Origin of the sequence: uncultured Pseudokineococcus sp., assembly GCF_947499845.1 — a bacterium.
Classification (GTDB): domain Bacteria; phylum Actinomycetota; class Actinomycetes; order Actinomycetales; family Quadrisphaeraceae; genus Pseudokineococcus.
On the sequence record NZ_CANMPM010000004.1, the window covers coordinates 198314 to 217903 of the forward strand.

Genomic DNA, 19590 nt, shown 5'->3' on the forward strand with positions numbered 1-19590 from the left:
GCAGGACGCCTCGGCGCCGCGCGACGCGCCGGGACGGTCGACCCGCGGCGCCCGGGTCAGCCGACCTGCGCGAGCACCTCGTCGCTGGCGTCGAAGTTGGCGTAGACGTTCTGCACGTCGTCGCTGTCCTCGAGCGCGTCGATGAGGCGGAGCACCTTCTCGGCGCCCTCGGCGTCGAGCTCGACCTGCATCGACGGCACGAACTGCGCCTCGGCGGAGTCGTAGTCGATGCCCGCGTCCTGCAGGGCGGTGCGCACGGCGACGAGGTCGGTGGCCTCGCTGATGACCTCGTAGACGTCGCCGGCCGCGTTGACCTCCTCGGCGCCCGCGTCGAGGACGGCCGTGAGGACGTCGTCCTCGCCGAGGCCCTCGGCCGGCACCGTGACGACGCCCTTGCGGGTGAAGAGGTAGGAGACGCTGCCCGGGTCGGCCATCGTGCCGCCGTTGCGCGTGAAGGCCACGCGGACGTCGGACGCCGCCCGGTTGCGGTTGTCCGTGAGGCACTCGACGAGCACGGCGACGCCGTTGGGGCCGTACCCCTCGTACATGATCGTCTGGTAGTCGGCCCCGCCGCCCTCGGCGCCCGAGCCGCGCTTGACGGCGCGGTCGATGTTGTCGTTGGGGACCGAGCTCTTCTTCGCCTTCTGGATGGCGTCGAAGAGGGTGGGGTTGCCCGTCGGGTCCCCGCCGCCGGTGCGGGCCGCGACCTCGACGTTCTTGATGAGCTTCGCGAAGAGCTTGCTCCGCTTGGCGTCGACGACGGCCTTCTTGTGCTTGGTGGTTGCCCACTTGGAGTGGCCGGACATGGCGGATCGACCTCCTGCGCGTGCGGGCCCCGGCCCCCCGCCGGGACGTGCGCTGCGGGCCGGACCGACGGGCTCGTCGGGTCAGGCCGCGCGGACGATCTCGGCGAAGAGCCGGTGCACCCGGGTGTCCCCGGTGATCTCCGGGTGGAACGACGTCGCGAGCAGGTTCCCCGCTCGCACCGCGACGATGGTACCGGCGGCGGGCCCCGCGGGGACGACGCCGAGCGCCTCGACGCCGGGCCCCGCCTCCTCCACCCACGGCGCCCGGATGAAGACGGCGTGGAGGGGACCGGGCGCCACGGCCGCGGCGGCGCCGTCGGGGTCGGGCCACGCCCGGTCGCTGACGCCCGTGATCTCGAGGTCGGTCTCGAAGCTGTCGACCTGGCGGCCGAAGGCGTTGCGGCGGACGGTGACGTCGAGCCCGCCGAGCGTCTGCTGGTCGGGCGTGCCGTCGAGGAGGCGGTCGGCCAGCAGGATCATCCCGGCGCACGAGCCGTAGACGGGCAGGCCCTCGTGGATCCGGCGGACGAGCGGCTCCCGCAGCTCGAAGACGCGCAGCAGCTTGTCGATGACGGTGGACTCCCCGCCCGGCAGCACGAGCCCGTGGACGGCGGCCAGCTCCGCCGGGCGCCGGACGACGACCGCCTCGGCCCCGGCGGCCCGCAGCGCGGCCAGGTGCTCGCGGCTGTCGCCCTGCAGCCCGAGGACGCCGATGACGGGGGCAGCGCTCACGGCGGTCGACCCTACGGGGCGGCGCGGACGCCGCCGGCCACCCCCGACCCGCCCCCGGAGGGGGTGCTGGGCGCCGGGAGCGCAGCCAGGGGGGACGCGAGCCGGGCGCGCTCGACCTCCCGGGCGGCGCAGGCGTCCTCGAGCGCGCCCCGCGCACCCGGGTCGGCGGCCTCGAGCTCCACCAGCTCCAGCGCCCCCGCGGGCGGCCGCACGAGCAGCCACGGCGCGAGGGCGGGCGCGGGCTCGCAGCCGACGTCGACGGTGAGCACGACGTCGGTCGTCCCGCCGGCGCGGACGACGACGGGCGCGTCGGCGCGGGAGGCGAGCCAGCCGGCGCCGGTCAGGGCGACCCGGCCGGGGACGCGGCGTCCCGGCTCCCCGGACCCGCCGCCCAGGACGGCGACGTCGACGCCTCCGCGCCCCTCCACGGCGAGGCGGACGGCCAGCACCTCGGCGCGCGGGTCCGCGTCGGGGTCGGGGCGCGCCTCCACGACGACGAGGCGCACGGCCCCGGGTTCGTCTGCGGGCTCGTCCGAGGCGGCCGCCGCGGCAGGGACAGGGGCAGGGCCGGGGACGCCGGACCGCGGCACGAGGCCCGCGGCGCCGACCCCGGCCAGGACCAGGAGGGCGGCGAGGGCGAGCGGGGCCGGCGCGGCGGCCGGCCCGTCGTGCCGAGCCACCCCGGAGGGCGGTCCCGTCGCCGGGGGCCAGGGACCCAGTTCGTCGGGCGGGTCGGCCGGCGGCCCACCCCGGGTCGGCGTCGCTCCGTCGCTCGGCTCCGCAGCGGCGCGGCGGCCGAGGCCGTCGCGGCTCACGGCGCGCGCCGGTGCTGCTGCGGGACCTCGGCGTCCACGACGACCACGCTACGCCGGTGGCCTCCCGGTGGGACGGCCCAGCGCGACGGCCGGTGGACGACGACGGGCCCGCCGCCCCACGGGGTGGGGCGGCGGGCCCGTCGCGGCGGTGGCGCGCTCAGCGCTCGGCGACCACCTCCGCCATGAGCCGCGCCGCGGTCACCGCGTCGCCGCTGACGAGCGCGTGCTCGGCGTCCGCGACGAGGGCCGCCGCGCCCGGGGCCGCGTCGCCCGCGACGACGTCGGCCTGGGCGACGTCGCGGAGCACCTCGACCACGGCCGGGACGACGTCGGCGTCCTTCCCGCGGCCCCGCTGCGTCTGCTCGACGACGGCGAGCAGGCGCTGCCCGGCGGTCGCGCGGGCCGCGGAGGAGTCGCGCACGTCGCCGTCGGCCGTCCACACCGGCGCCCGCAGGGCCGAGCGGACCCGGGAGGCCACGGCCCCCGGCCCGAGATCGGCCGCGACCGCCTCGAGCCCGGCGCGCGGCGCCGTCGTCGACAGGCCCCAGCCGTAGGGGAAGGCGGGGTCGTAGACGCTGTCGCCCTGGTTGACCGGCACCTGGTCGGCCGACGCCGGCCAGGTCACGGGCAGGCGGCCCGAGAACGGCCGGTCGCCGAAGAGGACGTCGGCGACGCCGGCGCCCTCCGTGCCGGGCAGCCACGTGGCCACGACGGCGTCGGCGGAGTCCAGCACGTCACCGAGCACGAGCGGGCGCCCGGTGGCGAGCAGGACGACGCAGTCCTCCACCGAAGAGCACACCTTCGCCACCGTCGCCCGGTCGGCGTCCGTGAGCTGCAGGGTGAAGCCGTTGTTGCCGACGTCGCCCTGCCCCTCCGCGTACGGGCGCTCGCCGACCACGACGACGCCGACGTCGGCGCCCGTCATGTCCGCCGAGGCGTCGGGGCTCACGACGACGTCCGCGTCCGGCGCCACCTCGGCGATGCCGTCGGCGATCGTCGTGCCCTCGGTCGTCGCGCCCGAGCCGCCCTGCCAGGAGATCGACCAGCCGCCGAGCTGGCGGCCGAGGTCGTCGGCGCTCGAGCCGGCGACGTAGATCCGGCCCTCCTTCGCCAGCGGGAGGACGGGCTCGCCGACCGGGCCGTTGGCGAGGAGCACCTGCGAGGCGGCGGCGGCCTCGCGGGCGACGGCGCGGTGCTCGGGCGAGCCGACCTCGTCGACGCCGCTGCGGTCCGCGAAGGGCTGCTCGAAGAGCCCGGCGTCCATCTTCTCGGTGAGGATGCGCGTCACCGCGTCGTCCACCCGCGAGACCGGCAGGCGCCCGGCCTCGACGCCGTCGGTGGCCGCGGCGATGAAGGCGCCGAAGTTGTACGGCGCCATGACCATGTCCATGCCCGCCGTCAGCGACCGCTCGACCTTCTCGGCGTAGGTGCCGCCGGGCAGCTTGTCGACGGCCTCCCAGTCGCTGATGAGGAAGCCGTCGAAGCCCAGCTCGCCCTTCAGCAGGCCGACGTTGAGGTCCTCGTTCTCCGTCATCCGCACGACCGGGCCGTCGCCGACCTGGACGGCCGAGTACGACGGCATGATCGTCCCGACGCCCGCCTCGACCGCCGGCACGTACGGGTCGACGTGCAGGCGCCGCAGCTCCTCGAGGCTCTCCACCCGGGTGATGCCCTGGTCGATCGGGTAGCCGGACCCGGCGAGCGCCGGGTCGTAGTCGGTGCCGCCGTCGCCGACCCAGTGCTTGGCCGTGGCGAGCACCTCGTCGGACGCCGTGATGTCGCTCGGGTCGTCGCCCTGCAGGCCCTGCACCGCCGGGGCCGCGTAGGCCTCGACGAGCGCCGGGTCCTCGGAGAAGGACTCGTAGGAGCGGCCCCACCGCTCGTCGCGCGTCACGCACAGGCACGGCGCGAAGGTCCACGGGATGCCGGTGGCGCGCACCTCCGCGGCCGTCACCCGCCCCTCGGCGCGCACCAGCTCGGGGTCGCGCGCGGCGCCCATGCCGATGTTGTGCGGGAAGAGGGTCGCGCCGACCACGTTGTTGTGGCCGTGCACGGCGTCGACGCCGTAGACGATCGGCACCTGCAGCCGGGTGGACAGCGCCTCGCGCTGGAAGCCGTCGACCATGTCGGCCCAGCCGGCGGGCGTGTTGTCCTCCGGCACGGACCCGCCGCCGGAGAGCACCGAGCCCAGGCCCAGCTCGGCGATCTGCTGCGGCGAGGACAGGCCGAGGCGCTCGGCCTGGGCCATCTGGCCGACCTTCTCCGCCAGCGTCATACGACCGAGCAGGTCGGCGACCCGCTCGCTCGTCGGCCGTGCGGCGTCGAGGTAGGGGAAGCCGTAGGCGTCGAGGACGACGCGCGGCACCGAGGAGACCTGCACGCCGCTCGGAGCCGTGACCTCGAGGGCGACGGTGCGGGCGTGGTCCTCGTCGGCGTCGCCGCGAAGGGTCGGGACCTCGAACGTCGCGACGTCCCCGTCCACCGAGCCGGCCGGGAGGACGACCTGGCCGCTCGCCGCGGCCACGTGCTCGCCGACGACGGCGCCCGTCCCCGGGTCCTCCGGGTCGGTGACGGCCCAGTCGAGGACGAGGTCCTCGGCCAGCGGCTCGTCGCCCGACAGGTCCAGCCGCAGGCCCGCCGTCGCGGTCTCCCCCGGCGCGACGAGGACGACGTCCTGGGCCGCCTCGACCGAGGTCGTGACGACGGGGGCCGGCGAGCCGCTCACGGCGACGTCGTCGAACCGGTAGCGCACCGGCTCGGGCGTCCCCGGCGTGAAGGTGACGGCGTAGCCCCAGGCGCGGTCGAGGTCGAGCGTCCCGTTGCGGGTCGCCGCGTCACCGGGCTGGTAGCCGGAGAGCGCGAAGTCCTCGAAGGGGATGACGACGTGCTTCCAGCGGCTCTCCGCGCTCCCCCACCGGTCGAGGAAGCTCGCGCGCCACAGCTCGGAGTGCTCCCCGTCGGTGCCGCCGTCCTTGAGCTCGACGACGATCTCGTGGCCCGCGGTCGGCGAGGCCGGGTTGCTGTCCTGGCTCGCGTACCACCACATCTCGAAGGCGCCGTAGGAGCTCCAGTCCTGCGTCTCGGCGAGGTTGTGGGACAGCCCGCCGTACTGGCCCGACGGGATGGAGTACTCCCCGGCCAGCACGTGGTCGTCCGCCGGACCGCCCGGGCGCTCCATCGGCTGCACCTCGATGCTGGGGACGGCGTCGTCCGAGGCTCCCCAGCCGAAGACGCCCGTCGTGCTTCCGGGCGCGGCCAGCGGGACGTCGCCCTCGAAGTCGTCGACGACGGAGCGCTGGGTGAGGACGCCGACGTCGTCGAAGCGCCAGTCGCCCGCCCCGAGCGCCGACAGCGTGACGGCGTAGCCGAAGACGGTGCTCGGGTCGAAGCGCGCGTCCGAGTCCGGCGCGCCCTTCTCGCGCAGGTCCGAGAAGCGGACGGCCACGCGGCGCCAGCCCTCGGCGTCGTCGGCGAGCTGCACCTCGAACTTCGTCGCCGAGTCGGCGTTCGTGCCGCCGCTCTTCAGCTCGTAGGCGAGCGTGCGGCCGGTGCCGCGACCGAGGAACCAGAAGCCGAAGCCGTCGGCGGCGGACCAGTCCTGGGCGGTGCCGTAGTCGTGGGTGAAGCCGCCCCAGCCGCCGTCCGGCATCTCGGCGACCTGCGCGCGCAGCGCGCTGCCCTCCGTCCCCTCCCGCTCGGCGGGCACGAGGGACAGCTGCGGCGTCGTCGTCGCCCCCGAGCCCCAGGCGAAGACGGGCAGCGGCTCGGCGTCGAAGGCGTCGAGCACGGTGACGTCGCCCTCGGAGACGGGCGCGGGCGGGGCCGGCGGCGCCTCCGGGGCGGCGACGACGAGCGACGTCGTCGTGCGGGCGCCCAGGGCGATCGCGTCGGTCGGGTCGGAGAGCGCGAGCTCGGCCGTGCGCCCCGGCGTCGCGCCCTCGAGGACGGGCACCTCGACCGAGGCCTCGGTCTCGCCCGCGAGGAAGGCGACCTGCGCGTCGACGGCGGCGACGTCCTCGCCCACGACGGCGTCGCCGCCACCGGTCGACGTCACGCGGACGGTCGCGTCGCGGTCGGCCGGCTGGCCGAGGCGCACCGGCACCGTCGCGGTCGTGCCGGGCTCGGCCGCGGTCGTCACGGCCGGGAAGGCGGCGGCGGACACGTCCGTGGTGCCGAGCACGCGCAGGGCGAAGGCGCTGTATCCGTAGCGGTGCGGCACGCCCGGGTCCCAGTCCCACTGCGAGCGCCGCTCGAGCATCTGCAGGCGCACGACCCGGACGTCGTCGCCGGCGGCACCGAGGTCGAGGACGTCCTCGCCGCCGTCGCCGTCCTCGACGACCTCGACGGTCTCCCAGGTGGCCGCGTCGTCACCGGGCGCGGCGTCGGAGACCTGCACGGCGTACCGCGTGGCGTACGCCGCCTCCCAGTCGACCTCGACGGCGCGGACGTCGGCGGGCACGCCGAGGTCGGCCGTCACCTCCGCCTCGAAGGGCACGTCGGCGTCGGGGCCGTTGCCGCTGGCCCAGCGGGTGCCCGGGTCGCCGTCCGTGAGGGCCTCGACGGGGAAGGTGCCGTCGGCGTCGTCCTGCGACGCCGAGGCCGTCACGAGTGCGGTGAGCGCGAGGTCGCGCTCGGGCGCGGGGGCCGCCGCCGCGCCCGCGGCGCCGAGGCCGGTGAGCGCCAGCGAGGCCGCCGCCGCCGGGGCGACGGCGCGGCGCAGGGCGCGCCGTCGGGACCGGCCCGGGGTCGGAGCGGCTGGCGCTGGCACGGGAACGGCGGGTGGACCGCCGGGGAGGGTGGGGGGCATCGACAGCTCCGTCGTCAGGGCGGGCGCCGTCGCCCACCACGGGCGCACGGTAGGAGCCCAGACGAACGATGGACAAGACGAACGACGCACGAGGTGACCAGGCGGGCAGGAGGGACGCACCGGACGCCTCGGACGCCTCGGGCCGAGGCACCGCAGCGGTGGGGCGACCGAGCCGGGCGTCGGGGCCGGGCCCCCGGGGGTCAGGAGGAGGTCCGCGCAGCGCGCGACGGGTCGAGCGGCGGCGCGCACGCCCGCCCGACGGCGAGGGCGACCTCGGTCGCGGCGCTGCTGAGGTCGACCGGCACGAGGGGCGGGCCGTCGGCGTCGTCCCCGCCGGTCCGCTGCGCGAGGAGGCCGGCGTCGCTCGTCAGGTCCCCCACCCGCAGCGCCCCGGCGCACCGGGGCGGGTCGACGGCGAGGACGACGCTGGTCGTCACGCCCGGGCGGAGCTCGGCCTGGCCGTCGGGGAGCGCGACGCCGGAGATGCCCCCGCCCCCGAGGACCCGGAGGCGGTAGGCCACGTCCGAGGTGTTCTCGAGCGCGATGCCGACGGCGCGGCCCCCCTCCTCGAGGCCGTGGCCGACGACCCGCACGGGCTCCAGCGCCGTCCTCCGGCGGAGCTCGCAGGCGCTCGTCAGGACGTCCTGCGCCGAGCCCTCCGCCCCCTCGGGCGACTGCAGCGCGACGACCCGCGCGCCGCCGCCGTCGGTGCGCACCCGCAGCCACGGCCGCCAGTCGGGCGGCGCCTCGCAGGAAGCCTCGAGCCGCAGGACGAAGGCCCCGACGCCGCCGGCGGGCACGACGAGCGCCTCGCCCGCCCGGTCCGACGGGACCCGCGCGCGCCCGCCCACCTCGACCGATCCCGCGACGCCCTCTCCCGGCGGGCCGGTCCCGCCGCCGAGGACGACGGCGTCCTGCGCCCCCAGGCCGACGACCCGCAGGTCCAGCGCCAGCCCGTCGTCGCCCGTCCCGTCGAGGTCGGGGAAGGCCGAGACGAGCAGGAGCCGGACGTCGGCGGCCTCCTGCGCGCGCACGGCGAGGAGGGCGACGCCAGCGCCCAGCGCCGCGGCGACGAGGAGGGCCAGGGCGCCGCGCCACCCCGGACGCGGGCGCCGGCCCGCGGGAGCGCGGGCGGCGTCACCGCCCTCGCCGTCGCTCCCGCCCGCTGCGAGGTCGTCGAGCTCGGTCGCCGGCGCGGGCGCCCCGCCCGGCACCCCCGGCGACGCCCGACCCGTCATGTCCCGGCCACCCGCCATGTCCCGGCCACCCGTCGCGTCCCGGCCGCCCGTCGCGTCCCGGCTCATCGCCGGCTCCCGCCGCGCCGCCGTCGGATGAGCACCGCGCCACCCTAGGCAGGCCCGCCGGTGGCCGTCCGGCCCGCGGCGCCGCCCCGTGGCACAGTCGGCGCCGTGCTGGACGACGCCCCCTCGACCTCCCCTCCCGAGGTCCGGACGACGGCGGCGCCGTCGCCCGGCCGGCACGTCGACGCCGACGGCCTCCACCTGCGCGCCGCCGAGCTCGACGCGGTCGAGCCCCTGGCCCACCTCGTCGAGCGCTTCGTGCGGCCCGAGGGCCTCGTCTACCTCGACGGCAACTCCCTGGGCCCGCTGCCGCGGCACGTGCCCGACGCCGTCGCCGACGTCGTGCGCCGCCAGTGGGGCGCCGAGCTCGTGGCCGCCTGGAACAGCGAGGGCTGGTGGGAGGCGCCCCAGCGCGTCGGCGACCGCGTCGGCCGGCTCGTGGGCGCCGCGCCCGGCCAGGTGGTCGTCGGCGACTCCACCTCGGTGCACCTCTTCCAGTGCTACGTCGCCGCCGCCCGGCTGCGCCCGGGCCGCCGCGTCGTCGTCGCGGACCCCGACGCCTTCCCCACGGACCTGCACCTGCTCTCCTCGGCGGCCCGGCTGTGCGACCTCGAGGTCGCGCCGGCCCGGCCCGCCGACGTCCCGGCGCTCCTCGCGGCGCGGGGCGACGAGGTGGCCCTCGTCGCGCTCTCGGAGGTCGACTACCGCACCGGGGAGCGCTGCGACGTCGCCGCCCTCACCGCGGCCGCCCACCGCGCCGGCGCCCTCGCCCTGTGGGACCTCGCCCACTCGGTCGGCGCCACGGACGTCGACCTCGACGCGGCGGGCGCCGACCTGGCCGTCGGCTGCTCCTACAAGCACCTGTCCGGCGGGCCGGGCGCACCGGCGTGGGTCTACGTCGCCCGGCGGCACCAGGCCCTCGTCGACCCGCCGCTCACCGGCTGGCACGGGCACGCCGACCCCTTCGCCATGGACGGCCGCTACGCCCCCGCCGACGACGTCCGCCGGATGCGCATCGGCACGCCGCCGATGATCTCGCTGCTGGCCCTCGACGCGGCGCTCGACGTCCTCGACGACGTCACGCCCGCCCAGCTGCGCGCCCGCTCGACCTCGCTCGTCGGCTTCCTCGTCGAGGCGCTCGAGGCGCTCGTGCCCGAGCTGCCGCTCGCCGGGCCCCGCGACCCGGGCCGCCTCGGCGGCCACGTCGCCGTCCGCTCCCCCGACGCCTGGGGCGTCGTGCGCGCCCTCGCCGCCCGCGGCGTCGTCGGCGACTTCCGCGCCCCCGACCTCGTCCGCCTCGGCGTCGCCGCCCCCAGCACGACGCACGCGGACCTGGCGACGGCCGTCGTCGACCTGCGCGCCGTCCTCGACGCCGGCGAGCACCGCGACCCCGCGCACGCCGTGCGCCCCACCGTCACGTGAGCGTCCTGCCCGACGGCGCCCCCGGCGCCCCGCACGACGGCGCCCCCGGCGCCCCGCTCGACGGCGCCCCCGGCGCGGGAGCGGGCCGCACCGTCCTCGTCACCGGCGCGAGCTCGGGCATCGGGTGGCACGCCGCGCGCCGGCTCGCCGCGCTCGGCGCCCGCGTGCTCCTGGGGTCGCGCGACGCCGCCCGCGGCGAGAGGGCGGCCGCGGCGCTGCGGGCGCGCGTGCCGGGAGCCGACGTGGCGGTGGTCGCGCTCGACCTCGCCGACCTGCGGTCGGTGCGGGCCGCCGCCGCCGACGTGGTCGCCCGCGGCCCGCTCGACGCCCTCCTCGCCAACGCGGGTGTCACCGGGACCCCGGGGCGGCGCGCGAGCGCCCAGGGGCACGAGCTCATGCTCGCGACGAACCACCTCGGGCACGCCCTGCTCACCGCCGAGCTGCTGCCGGCCCTCGTCGCCGCGGGCGAGCGCTCGGGCGGGGCCCGCGTCGTCGCCGCCGGCAGCATCGCCCACCGCTTCGTGCACCCGCCCGCCGACGAGCGGGGCTGGCAGTCGGCCGACCGCTTCGCCTCCTTCCGGGCGTACAGCCGCTCCAAGCTCGCCGTGCTGCTGCACGCCGCCGAGCTCGACCGGCGCCTGCGGGCGGCGGGCCTGCCCGTCCGCAGCCTCGCGTTCCACCCGGGCTACGCCGTCGACCTCCTCGACGCCGAGCACCCGCAGGCCGACGGCGGCCGGCCGGCGCGGCCCTCCCCTGCCCGCCGCGCGGCCGCGCACGCCGCCGGGGTGCTGCTGCAGGGCAAGGACGGGGGCGCCCGCCCCGCCGTCGCCGCCGTCCTGGCCCCCGGCGCGCTGTCCCGGGGAGAGCGGACGGGCGGCAGGGCGGGGCGGACCGACGACGGCCTCGTCCACCTCGGCCCCGGCGGCCCGCTGGAGCTCGCGGGCCCGCCGCGACGGGTGCGCACGACCGCCGACGTCCACGACCGCGCCGCCGCGGCACGGCTGTGGGCGCTCACGGAGCAGCTCGTCGACGCCGACCTCGAGCCGCGCGCCGGCGACCGCCCGGGCCCGCGCCGGTAGCGTCGCCGGCATGAGCGAGGCCGCGACCCCCTCCCCCGCCGGTGCCCCCGCCGAGCCCGCCCCGGGCGCCGGTCCCGAGCCGTCGTCGTCCTCGGGGACGGCGTCGCCCTCGCTGACGGTCGGCTACGCCGCGATGCTCGAGCAGTTCACCCCCGCCGAGGCGGTCGAGCTGACGGCCCTCGCCGAGCAGCACGGCTTCTCGGGCTGCATGGCGGGGGACCACTTCGCCCCCTGGGTGCCGCAGCAGGGCCAGGCCGCGTCGATCTGGCCCGTGCTCAGCGCCGTCGGCGAGCGCACCCGCGGCGACTTCGGCTCCGGCGTCGTCGCCCCGGGCTGGCGGTGGCACCCCGCCGTCGTCGCGCAGGCCTCGGCGACGCTCGCGGCGATGTACCCCGGGCGCCACTGGCTCGGCGTCGGTGCGGGCGAGGCGCTCAACGAGCACGTCGTCGCGCCGTACTGGCCCGAGGGCGGCGAGCGCTCGGCGCGCATGTTCGAGGCCGTGGAGCTGATGAAGAAGCTCTTCGACGCCTCGCTCGCCGGGAAGGACAGCAAGTTCCAGGGCACGTGGTACCGGCACGAGACGACGCGGCTGTGGACCATGCCCGAGCAGCCGCCCGAGGTGCTCGTCGCCACGGCCGGGCCGCTCAACGCGAAGCGCGCCGGGCGGTCGGCGGACGGCCTCATCACCGTCGGCGCCCCGCTCGAGAAGATCTCCGGCCTCTTCGAGCGCTTCGACGCCGGCGCCCGCGAGGCCGGCAAGGACCCCTCGACGATGCCGAAGGTGCTGCAGCTGCACCTGTCCTGGGCCCCGACGGACGAGGAGGCCCTCCGCAACGCCCTCGTCGAGTGGCCCAACGGGGGGATGAAGTTCCCGAAGGCCGACATCCGCTCCCCGCACGACTTCGCGGCGATGGCGCAGATGGTGCGCGAGGAGGACTTCGAGGGCCGGATGGTCATCTCGAGCGACCCCGACGTGCACCGCGCCGCCATCCAGCGTCACGTCGACCTCGGCTTCGACCGCGTCTACCTGCACAACGTGGGCCGCAACCAGCGCGAGTGGGTCGAGGTCTTCGGCCGCGAGGTGCTGCCGGCGCTGCACCGGTGACGACGGGCGGCCCCGCGGACCCCGGCGGGTCCCGGCCCGGTGGTCGCGCCGGTCAGGCCGCCTCCCGCCTCGTCGTCGTCGCGGGCCCGCAGGCCTCGGGGAAGAGCGCGCTGGCGTCGGCGCTGGGGGCCGAGCTCCGCCGGCGCGGCGAGCGGGTCGCCGTCGTCGAGCTCGACGCGATCGCCGCGATGGCGCTGCCGACCCTCCCCGGCTGGGCCGAGGCGCACGCGGTCTTCGAGGAGGTCGTGCGGCTCTGGGCGCGCACCGACCTCACCTGCGTCGTCGCGGAGGGCTCCGGCACCGGGGCCGAGGTCGCGCGCCTCGTGCGCGTCGCGCCGCCCGGCGCCGCGGTGCTCACCGTGGCCGTGACCACGGACCTGGCCACCGCGCACGCCCGCGCGCAGGAGGACCCGACGCGGGGGGTGTCGAAGGACCGCGCCTTCCTGCGCGGCGTCTACGACCGCTGGCCGCAGGAGCGGTCGGCGATGGCGCCGGACGTCGTCCTCGACACGACGGCGACCGACGTCACCGCCGGCGTCGCCCGCGTCGTCGACGCCCTGGCGGCACGCCCCTCCTGAGGGGGACGGCGTGCGGCGACGCACGGGGGCCCGGCGGCCGGCCTACCGGTCGCCGCAGCCCCGGAGCTCCAGGTCGGTCTCCCCGGCGGGAGCGAGGGCGGCGCCCACGTCCCGGGCGTCGTCCACCCAGACCGCGAGGTCCTCGGCCAGGTCGTCCCGGCCCCGCGCGTCGTCGAGGCGGACGAGGACGGCCGTGCAGGCGCGCGCGTCGTCGGCCGGGTCCACCCAGGTCGTCCACGTGTCCCCCGCCCACGCCGTCGTGACGACGTCGTCGTCGAGGTAGTAGCCCTCGTCCTCGGCGACGGCCACGAGCGGCAGGAGCGACAGGGGGAACAGCCCGAGGGTGCCCGTGCCGAGGACCTCCGCGCCCTCGGGCGCCGCAGGGGCGGGGACGTCGACGCCGGGGGCCAGGCCGGGCGACGCGCCCGGGACGCCGCGGGCGGCGAGCACCTGCTCGGTGGTCGAGAGCGGCTCGCGCAGCAGCGTCGTGACGGCGCCCGGGCCCTGCGTGTCGGCGACGGCGTCGACGGCCACGTAGCCGTACTCGTAGGGGAAGAGCGCGAGCGCGTCGGCGAGCGCGTCGTAGGTGCGGTCGTCCGCATCCCCCTCGTCCGCATCTCCGTCCTCAGGGGCCTCCTCGTCCCACGACCGCTCCCACGCGTCGTCGTAGGCGTCGAGCTGGTCGTCGTCGAGGCCGTCGTACCAGGCCCAGGCGACCCGCTCGGCGTCCCCCTCGACGACGGCGGCGTGCGCGCTCACGGCCTCGGGCGGCAGGTCCGCGTCCAGGGCCGCGTCGAGGTCGACGTGCTGGGCGTCGAGGGCGTGCACGAGCTCGTGGACGAGCGTCTCCTCGACGAGGGGCGACCACCTCGTGCCGCGCAGGACCACCTCGTCGACCTCGGGGTCGTAGAAGCCGAGGACGTCGGCGTCCCCGGCGGACCAGGCCTCCTCGTAGGTCGCGGCCGACGGCGTGAGCCCCAGGGCGGCGTAGGTCTCCGCCCGTCCGTCGCCCGGGTCGTCGAGACCGGCGGGCCAGGCGTCCTCGAGGCCCTCGTCGGGGCGCGCGCCGCCGCTCGAGGGGGCGTCACCCGGTTCCTCGCCGTCGAGCGCCGCCGCGAAGGCGTCGGCGTCCAGGGCCCGCACGGGCACCTCGCGCTCCCACTCCAGACCGCGCTCGTCGGCGACGAACGCGCGCAGGCGGGGCAGCTCGTCGGGCAGCGCCTCGGCGACGGACCGCTCGCCCGCCCCTCCCGTGACGCGCTCGAGGACGTCGCCGAGGGACCCGCCTCCTCCTCCGGCACCGCCGGCGAGGAGGACGCCGCCGAGGGCGCCGGTGCCGAGCCCGGCGCAGCCGCCGAGGACGAGGCCGAGCGCCAGACCGCCGCCGCCCAGCGCCCACGCGGCGCGCGACGGGCCGCGACGCCGCGGCGGTGACGTGGGCGCGGCGTCGGGCGGGGCCTCGTCGGCCGGGCGGGGGGCGCTCACCTCGTCATCCTCGGCGGGCGCCCCGGCGCCACCGACGGGGCATCGCTGCCGGTCACCCGTTCGGGTGCAGCCCGGACGGTCCGACCCACCACGGTCCGATGCCGCACGGTGCAGCCCAGGACGGTGCGGCCCAGGACGGTGCGACGCAGCCCGGTGCGGCCCGGTGGGGCGTCCGCGGGGTCACAGGTCCTGCTCGCGCTCCTCGGCGTCCCAGGCCTCGGTGCGCTCGCGCGCCGTCGCCAGCGCCCGCGAGGCCTCCTCGCGGGAGTCGTAGGGGCCCATGAGGGTGCGGCCCAGGCTCTGCGGCCCGTGCTCCACCTCCCCCGTGGTGACGTTGTAGAACCACGCCGTCCGCTCGTCGTCCGCCATGGCGCCCATCGTGCCCGCGGCGGGGGCACCGGGCGAGCGCGTGGGAGCCGTGCCTGCGGTGGAGCCGTGCCCGTGGCGGGGCCGGCCGCGGGTCGAGGTCGCCGCGTGCGCCCCCCGGCGCCCCGGTGCTTGGATGCCGCCATGGCCCCGCCCGCTGCCACCGCCCCCGCCGGGGCGCTGCGACCCGGTCGGGTGTCCCCGCGCCGCCCCGTCCCCGCGGGCGTGCCCCGGCCGGAGTACGTCGACCGGCAGGCGCCCCGCCCCGACGGGGCGCCCGAGGTGAAGGACGCCGAGACCGTCGAGCGGATGCGGGTGGCCTGCCGGCTCGCCGCGCAGGCCCTCGCCGAGGTCGGCCGGCACGCCGTCCCGGGCGCCACCACCGACGACCTGGACCGCGTCGGCCACGAGTTCCTCCTCGACCACGGGGCCTACCCCTCGACGCTCGGGTACCGCGGCTTCCCGAAGTCCCTGTGCACCAGCGTCAACGAGGTGGTGTGCCACGGGATCCCCGACTCGACCGTCCTGGCCGACGGCGACATCTGCAACGTCGACGTCACGGCGTACGTGGTGCTCGACGGCGTCGGGGTCCACGGCGACACCAACGCCACCTTCTGCGTCGGTGACGTCGACGAGGAGTCGCGCCTCCTCGTCGAGCGCACGCGGGAGGCCACCGACCGCGGCATCCGCGCCGCGCTGCCCGGCCGCGAGCTCAACGTCGTGGGCCGGGTGGTCGAGCGGTACGCGCGGCGCTTCGGCTACGGCGTCGTGCGCGAGTACACCGGCCACGGCATCGGCACGTCCTTCCACTCCGGCCTCGTCGTCCCGCACTACGACGCGGCTCCCCTGCACGACGACGTCATCGAGGTGGGCATGACCTTCACCGTGGAGCCGATGCTGTGCCTGGGCACGGCCCGGCACGAGATGTGGGACGACGGCTGGACCGTCGTCACCGCCGACCGGCGCCGCAGCGCGCAGTTCGAGCACACGATCCTCGTGACCGGGTCCGGTCCCGAGGTCCTCACGCTGCCGTGAGCGCCGCGGAGCCGGCACCGGCGACCTCCCGCGGGCGCGCGGTCGGCATCGACATCGGCGGGTCCGGCATCAAGGGCGCCCCGGTCGACCTCGTGTCGGGGGCCTTCGCCGCGGACCGCGTGCGCGAGCCCACGCCGCAGCCGTCGACCCCGGACGCCGTCGCGGACGTCGTCGCGGCCCTCGCCGGCCGCTGGCCCGACGGCCCGCTCGGCGTGACCTTCCCGGCCGTCGTCAAGGACGGCGTCACCATGACCGCGGCCAACGTCGACAAGGCGTGGATCGGGACCGACGCCGCCGGGCTCCTGCGCGAGCGCACCGGCCGCCCGGTCCACGTCGTCAACGACGCCGACGCGGCCGGCGTCGCCGAGGCGCGCTACGGCGCGGCGAAGGACGTGCGCGGCGTCGTCGTCGTCGCGACGCTCGGCACCGGCATCGGCACCGCGCTGCTGCACGACGGCGTCCTCGTGCCCAACACCGAGCTCGGGCACCTGGAGGTCGACGGCCACGACGCCGAGACGCGGGCCTCCGACGCCGCCCGCGACCGCGAGGACCTCTCGTGGAAGGACTGGGCCAAGCGCCTCCAGCGGTACTTCTCGGCGCTCGAGGCGCTCCTGCAGCCGGACCTGCTCGTCATCGGCGGCGGGGTGAGCAAGAAGAGCGAGAAGTTCCTGCCGCACCTGGACCTGCGCGTCCCGGTCGTGCCCGCGCAGCTCCTCAACACCGCGGGCATCGTCGGCGCCGCGGCCCTGGCGGCCGAGGCCGACCTCGACCCCGGCACCGCGGACGCCACCGGCTCGCCCGGCTGACCGACGGGTCCGGGTCCAGGGCGCCGTCATCCGCACGAGCGAGAGGCGCCCGGACGTCCCGGGGGGGCGCTGCACCTCGGCAGCTCCCCGCCGGGCCGACTCCGGGCGCTCGGGCTAGGAGCGGTCGTCGGCCTCCACCGTGAGGACGACCTCGCGGCGGCGACGCAGCCACGGCGGCAGCAGGAGCAGGGACGCGAGCGCCACCAGGGGCTCCGACGGCTGGGCGGGGTCCGACGGCTGCGCCGGCTCCGACGGCTCGACCTCGACGGCCGGGACGTCGGGCAGCACGGGCTCGGCGGGCGCCTCCGGCTCGGACGGGGCCGGCTCGACCGACGGCTCGGACGGGGCCGGCTCGACCGACGGCTCGGACGGGGCCGGCTCGACCGACGGCTCGGGCTGCTCCGGCTCGGGCTCGGCGGGGGCGTCGACGACCGGCACCACCGGGAGGGCGGGCTCGGGGTCCGGCTCGGCCGGCTGGTCGAGGACGGGCTCCTGGACGTCGGGCGCCTGGGCGTCGGGTGCCTGGGCGTCCGGAGCTGCGGCGTCGGGGGCCTCGGCGTCCGGCGCCTGCGCGTCGGGGGCCTCGGTGTCCGGGGCTTGCGCGTCGGGGGCCTTCACGTCGGAGCCGCCGCCCATGGGGGGCGTGGTGTCGGGCTGCTCGGCGTCCGGGTCCTGCGGCCGGGGCGTCAGCGGCTCGCCGGTACCCGGCGTCGGGACGTCCGGCGTCGTGTCGGGCGTGGTGCCCGGGTCCGTGCCGGGGACGCCCGTGGAGGGCTGGTCCGTGACGGGCGGGTCCACCGGCGGGTCGGTGACCGGCGGCTCGTCCGGGTCCTCGACCAGCGGGGGCTGCGCCGGCCCCTCGACGCCGGGCCCCTCGACGCCCGGCGGCTCCTCGTCGACGGGCGGGTCGGCCGGCGCCGGCACCGCGGGCTCCGGCACCGCCGGCGCGGGATCCGCCGGAGCAGCGGGCTCGGGGGCCTCCGCCGGCGCCTCGGGCGCAGCGGTCGAGGAGGTCGTCGGGGACGCCGGCGTGGGGCGGGGCAGGCCGAGGACCTCGGGCGGGACGGGCGCGAGCCACCCCTCCGCCTCCTGCGGGTAGGGGCGGGCGTCGAGCAGCGACCGCGGGGCCCGGCCGGACGCCGACCCGCCCTCGCCGGCGGCCTCGACGAGGCCACCGTCGGAGGCGAGGCCGGCGGCGCCGGCGGCCTCGGGCGTCGGCGTCGGGCGGGGCACGGCGCCGTCGGCGGAGGCGGCGCGGACGCGGACGGTCTCGCCCGACGCCGAGGCGAGGGCGCTGTGGCCGGCGGCGACGAGCAGCACGATCCCGGCGCCCACGGTGACGACCTCGGCGGGGTTGCGGAGGGGGCGGCGAGCGGGCACGCGCTCCCCCTCCCTCGCGGCCGACCGGGGCGCGGGGCCGCCGGTCCTCGAGCCCGGCGCAGTTGCGCCAGGTCCCCCGAGAGTAGCCGTCGGCCCTCCGCCGGTCCGCCGATCCGAGGAGCGGACCGACGCGCCGAGGGGCGCCTCACCCGTTCGGCCCTCCCGGCGACCACCCGCCCCGCAGCCACCTCGGTCACCCGCTCGGGCGCCCGCCGCAGGGCCCTGGCGACGGTGCGCGACCGGCGCGTCGGCGAGCGTGCGCGACCGGCGCGTCGGCGTCGTCCGGGCCGCCCCGTCAGGCGGTGGGGGCCGCCTCCAGGTGGACCGCCTTCAGCGCGGTGAGCTCGCCCAGCAGGTCCGGGCCGAAGCCCCGGCCCTGCCCGCTGCCGCGACGGGGGTCGGCCGAGCCGCCCGGCGCGCCCCCGAAGACCGCGTTGACCTTGACGGTGCCGACCTCGAGCGCCTCGGCCGCCTCCAGGGCGTGCGCGGTGCTCGGGGTGAGGACGGTGGCGGCGAGCCCGTAGTCGCCCGCCGCCGCGAGCGCCAGGCCCTCGGCGAAGGAGGCGACCCGGGTGACCGCGGCGACGGGCCCGAAGGTCTCCTCCGTCATGAGCCGCATGCCGTCGGTGCAGCCGTCGAGCACCGTCGCCGGGTAGAAGGAGCCCGGCCGGTCGAGCCGGGCGCCCCCGGCGAGCACGCGCGCGCCCGCCTCGACGGCCTCGCGGACGTGCTCGTCGACGAGGGCGAGCTGGCGCTCGTCGACGAGCGGCCCGAGACCGGTCGCGGGGGCCGCCGGGTCGCCCGGGCGCAGGCCGTCGGCGAGGGCCACGAGCTCGGCCAGGACGGCGTCGGCCACGTCCTCGTGCAGGTACACCCGCTCGACCGCCGTGCACAGCTGGCCCGTGTTCGTGAAGGCGCCGACGGCGACCTGCTGGGCCGCCCACGCCGGGTCGACGCCGGCGTCGACGACGAGCGGGTCCTTGCCGCCGTTCTCGAGCAGGGCCCGCCCCCCGCGCGCGCCGACGGCCGCGGCGATGCGGCGGCCGGTCTCGGTGCTGCCGACGTGGGCCACGACGTGCACGCGCGGGTCGGCGGCCAGGGCGGCGCCCGTCGCGCCGTCGCCCGCCAGCACGTTCAGGACGCCGTCCGGCAGGGCCCCCGCGATGCGGCGCGCCAGCTCGTGGCCGGCGCGGGCCGAGCGCTCGGAGGGCTTGTGCACCACCGTGTTGCCCGTGACGAGGGCCGCCGCGAGCAGGCCCGCCGCCGCCGGGTACGGGTCGTTCCACGGCGTCAGGACGGCGACGACGCCGCGAGGCTCGCGGCGGACGACGTCGACGGCGTCGACGGACCCCCCGAGCGAGCGGCCCGTGTCGAGGACGCCGGTGACGGCGGCCTCCTCGAGCAGCTCGGCGGCCACCTCGGCGGAGGCCCGCGCCTGGCCCAGCAGCCGGCCCGTCGTGGATGTGAGCAGGGCCCCGAGCTCGTCGGCGTCGGCGCGCACGGCCGCGGCCGCGGCGCGCAGGGCGGCCGCGCGCTCCCCGGGAGGGGTGCGGCGCCAGGCGGTGCGCGCGGCGTCGGCCGCGGCCACGGCGCGCCCGACCTCCTCGTCCGTCGCGGGGACCACCTCGCCGACCCGCTCCCCCGTCGCCGGGTCGACGACCTCCAGCACCCGGTCGCCCTCGGCGGCGACGGCGCGACCTCCGACGAGGTGCTCGCCCAGCCGGTGCGGGGCGGCGCCCGCAGCGGTGCCGGCGGCCGCGCCCGGGCCCCGGGCGGGCTCGCCGGCGGGGACGTCGCGGCCCGGCACGAGGTGCGGGGTCGAGGGCTCGGGGGCGGAGGAGGAGGTCACGGGGCATGTCTACCGCCCGCCGCC

At 78.4% G+C, this 19590-nt stretch carries 15 protein-coding genes; 6 read left to right on the forward strand and 9 right to left on the reverse strand.

Translation table 11 applies throughout. The features are described 5' to 3' along the window. Window positions 1-56: 56 nt before the first annotated feature. The 5 genes from Q0789_RS05935 to Q0789_RS05955 form a co-directional block, all read right to left on the reverse strand. Window positions 57-806, reverse strand: coding sequence for a YebC/PmpR family DNA-binding transcriptional regulator (locus tag Q0789_RS05935; RefSeq protein ID WP_171204229.1), 750 nt, complete (start codon window positions 804-806; stop codon window positions 57-59). Window positions 807-887: 81 nt separating this feature from the next. Continuing rightward, window positions 888-1538, reverse strand: a complete 651-nt coding sequence (gene pdxT / locus Q0789_RS05940) for a pyridoxal 5'-phosphate synthase glutaminase subunit PdxT (RefSeq protein WP_298803100.1) — start codon at window positions 1536-1538, stop codon at window positions 888-890. An 11-nt stretch (window positions 1539-1549) separates the two neighbouring features. Further along, window positions 1550-2044, reverse strand: coding sequence for a hypothetical protein (locus Q0789_RS05945; protein ID WP_298803102.1), 495 nt, complete (start codon window positions 2042-2044; stop codon window positions 1550-1552). 466 nt (window positions 2045-2510) lie between these two features. Beyond that, on the reverse strand, window positions 2511-7121 hold the full coding sequence (locus Q0789_RS05950; RefSeq protein WP_298803105.1) for a glycoside hydrolase family 3 N-terminal domain-containing protein: 4611 nt from the start codon (window positions 7119-7121) through the stop codon (window positions 2511-2513). A gap of 239 nt (window positions 7122-7360) precedes the next feature. Further along, on the reverse strand, window positions 7361-8464 hold the full coding sequence (locus Q0789_RS05955) for a hypothetical protein (protein WP_298803107.1): 1104 nt from the start codon (window positions 8462-8464) through the stop codon (window positions 7361-7363). Window positions 8465-8569: 105 nt separating this feature from the next. Between Q0789_RS05955 and Q0789_RS05960 the strand changes: the two genes are divergently transcribed. From Q0789_RS05960 to Q0789_RS05975, 4 genes are read left to right on the forward strand one after another with little or no spacing between them, the layout of a single operon-like run. Then, on the forward strand, window positions 8570-9883 hold the full coding sequence (locus tag Q0789_RS05960; protein ID WP_298803109.1) for an aminotransferase class V-fold PLP-dependent enzyme: 1314 nt from the start codon (window positions 8570-8572) through the stop codon (window positions 9881-9883). Beyond that, window positions 9880-10962, forward strand: a complete 1083-nt coding sequence (locus Q0789_RS05965; protein ID WP_298803111.1) for an SDR family NAD(P)-dependent oxidoreductase — start codon at window positions 9880-9882, stop codon at window positions 10960-10962. Before Q0789_RS05960 ends, Q0789_RS05965 begins: the two co-directional genes overlap by 4 nt. Window positions 10963-10972: 10 nt before the next feature. Beyond that, entirely contained in the window at window positions 10973-12067 is a 1095-nt protein-coding gene (locus Q0789_RS05970; RefSeq protein ID WP_298803114.1) for a TIGR03557 family F420-dependent LLM class oxidoreductase, read from the forward strand. Next, complete coding sequence (locus tag Q0789_RS05975; protein WP_298803117.1) at window positions 12064-12645, forward strand: hypothetical protein; 582 nt, start codon at window positions 12064-12066, stop codon at window positions 12643-12645. The genes Q0789_RS05970 and Q0789_RS05975 overlap by 4 nt, the downstream gene beginning before the upstream one ends. A gap of 42 nt (window positions 12646-12687) precedes the next feature. Here Q0789_RS05975 and Q0789_RS05980 read toward each other — a convergent pair whose 3' ends face one another. Together Q0789_RS05980 and Q0789_RS05985 are read right to left on the reverse strand one after the other, a co-directional pair. Next, window positions 12688-14130: a hypothetical protein gene (locus tag Q0789_RS05980; RefSeq protein ID WP_298803119.1), complete on the reverse strand. Its 1443-nt coding sequence runs from the start codon at window positions 14128-14130 to the stop codon at window positions 12688-12690. 180 nt (window positions 14131-14310) lie between these two features. Continuing rightward, complete coding sequence (locus Q0789_RS05985) at window positions 14311-14499, reverse strand: hypothetical protein (RefSeq protein WP_298803120.1); 189 nt, start codon at window positions 14497-14499, stop codon at window positions 14311-14313. Between the two features lie 141 nt (window positions 14500-14640). On the opposite strand from Q0789_RS05985, the gene map reads away from it, so the two are divergent. Beyond that, on the forward strand, window positions 14641-15531 hold the full coding sequence (gene map, locus Q0789_RS05990; RefSeq protein ID WP_298803122.1) for a type I methionyl aminopeptidase: 891 nt from the start codon (window positions 14641-14643) through the stop codon (window positions 15529-15531). After that, entirely contained in the window at window positions 15528-16337 is an 810-nt protein-coding gene (ppgK, locus tag Q0789_RS05995) for a polyphosphate--glucose phosphotransferase (protein ID WP_298803123.1), read from the forward strand. Before map ends, ppgK begins: the two co-directional genes overlap by 4 nt. A gap of 114 nt (window positions 16338-16451) precedes the next feature. Here the strand turns inward: ppgK and Q0789_RS06000 are convergent, their stop codons facing one another. Further along, window positions 16452-17717 carry a hypothetical protein gene (locus Q0789_RS06000; RefSeq protein ID WP_298803124.1) on the reverse strand — a complete coding sequence of 422 codons (1266 nt, stop codon included), beginning with the start codon at window positions 17715-17717 and terminating at the stop codon, window positions 16452-16454. Between the two features lie 295 nt (window positions 17718-18012). Continuing rightward, a complete protein-coding gene (locus Q0789_RS06005; protein ID WP_298803125.1) occupies window positions 18013-19566 on the reverse strand; it encodes an aldehyde dehydrogenase family protein in 1554 nt (517 codons plus the stop codon). Between the last annotated feature and the right edge of the window lie 24 nt (window positions 19567-19590).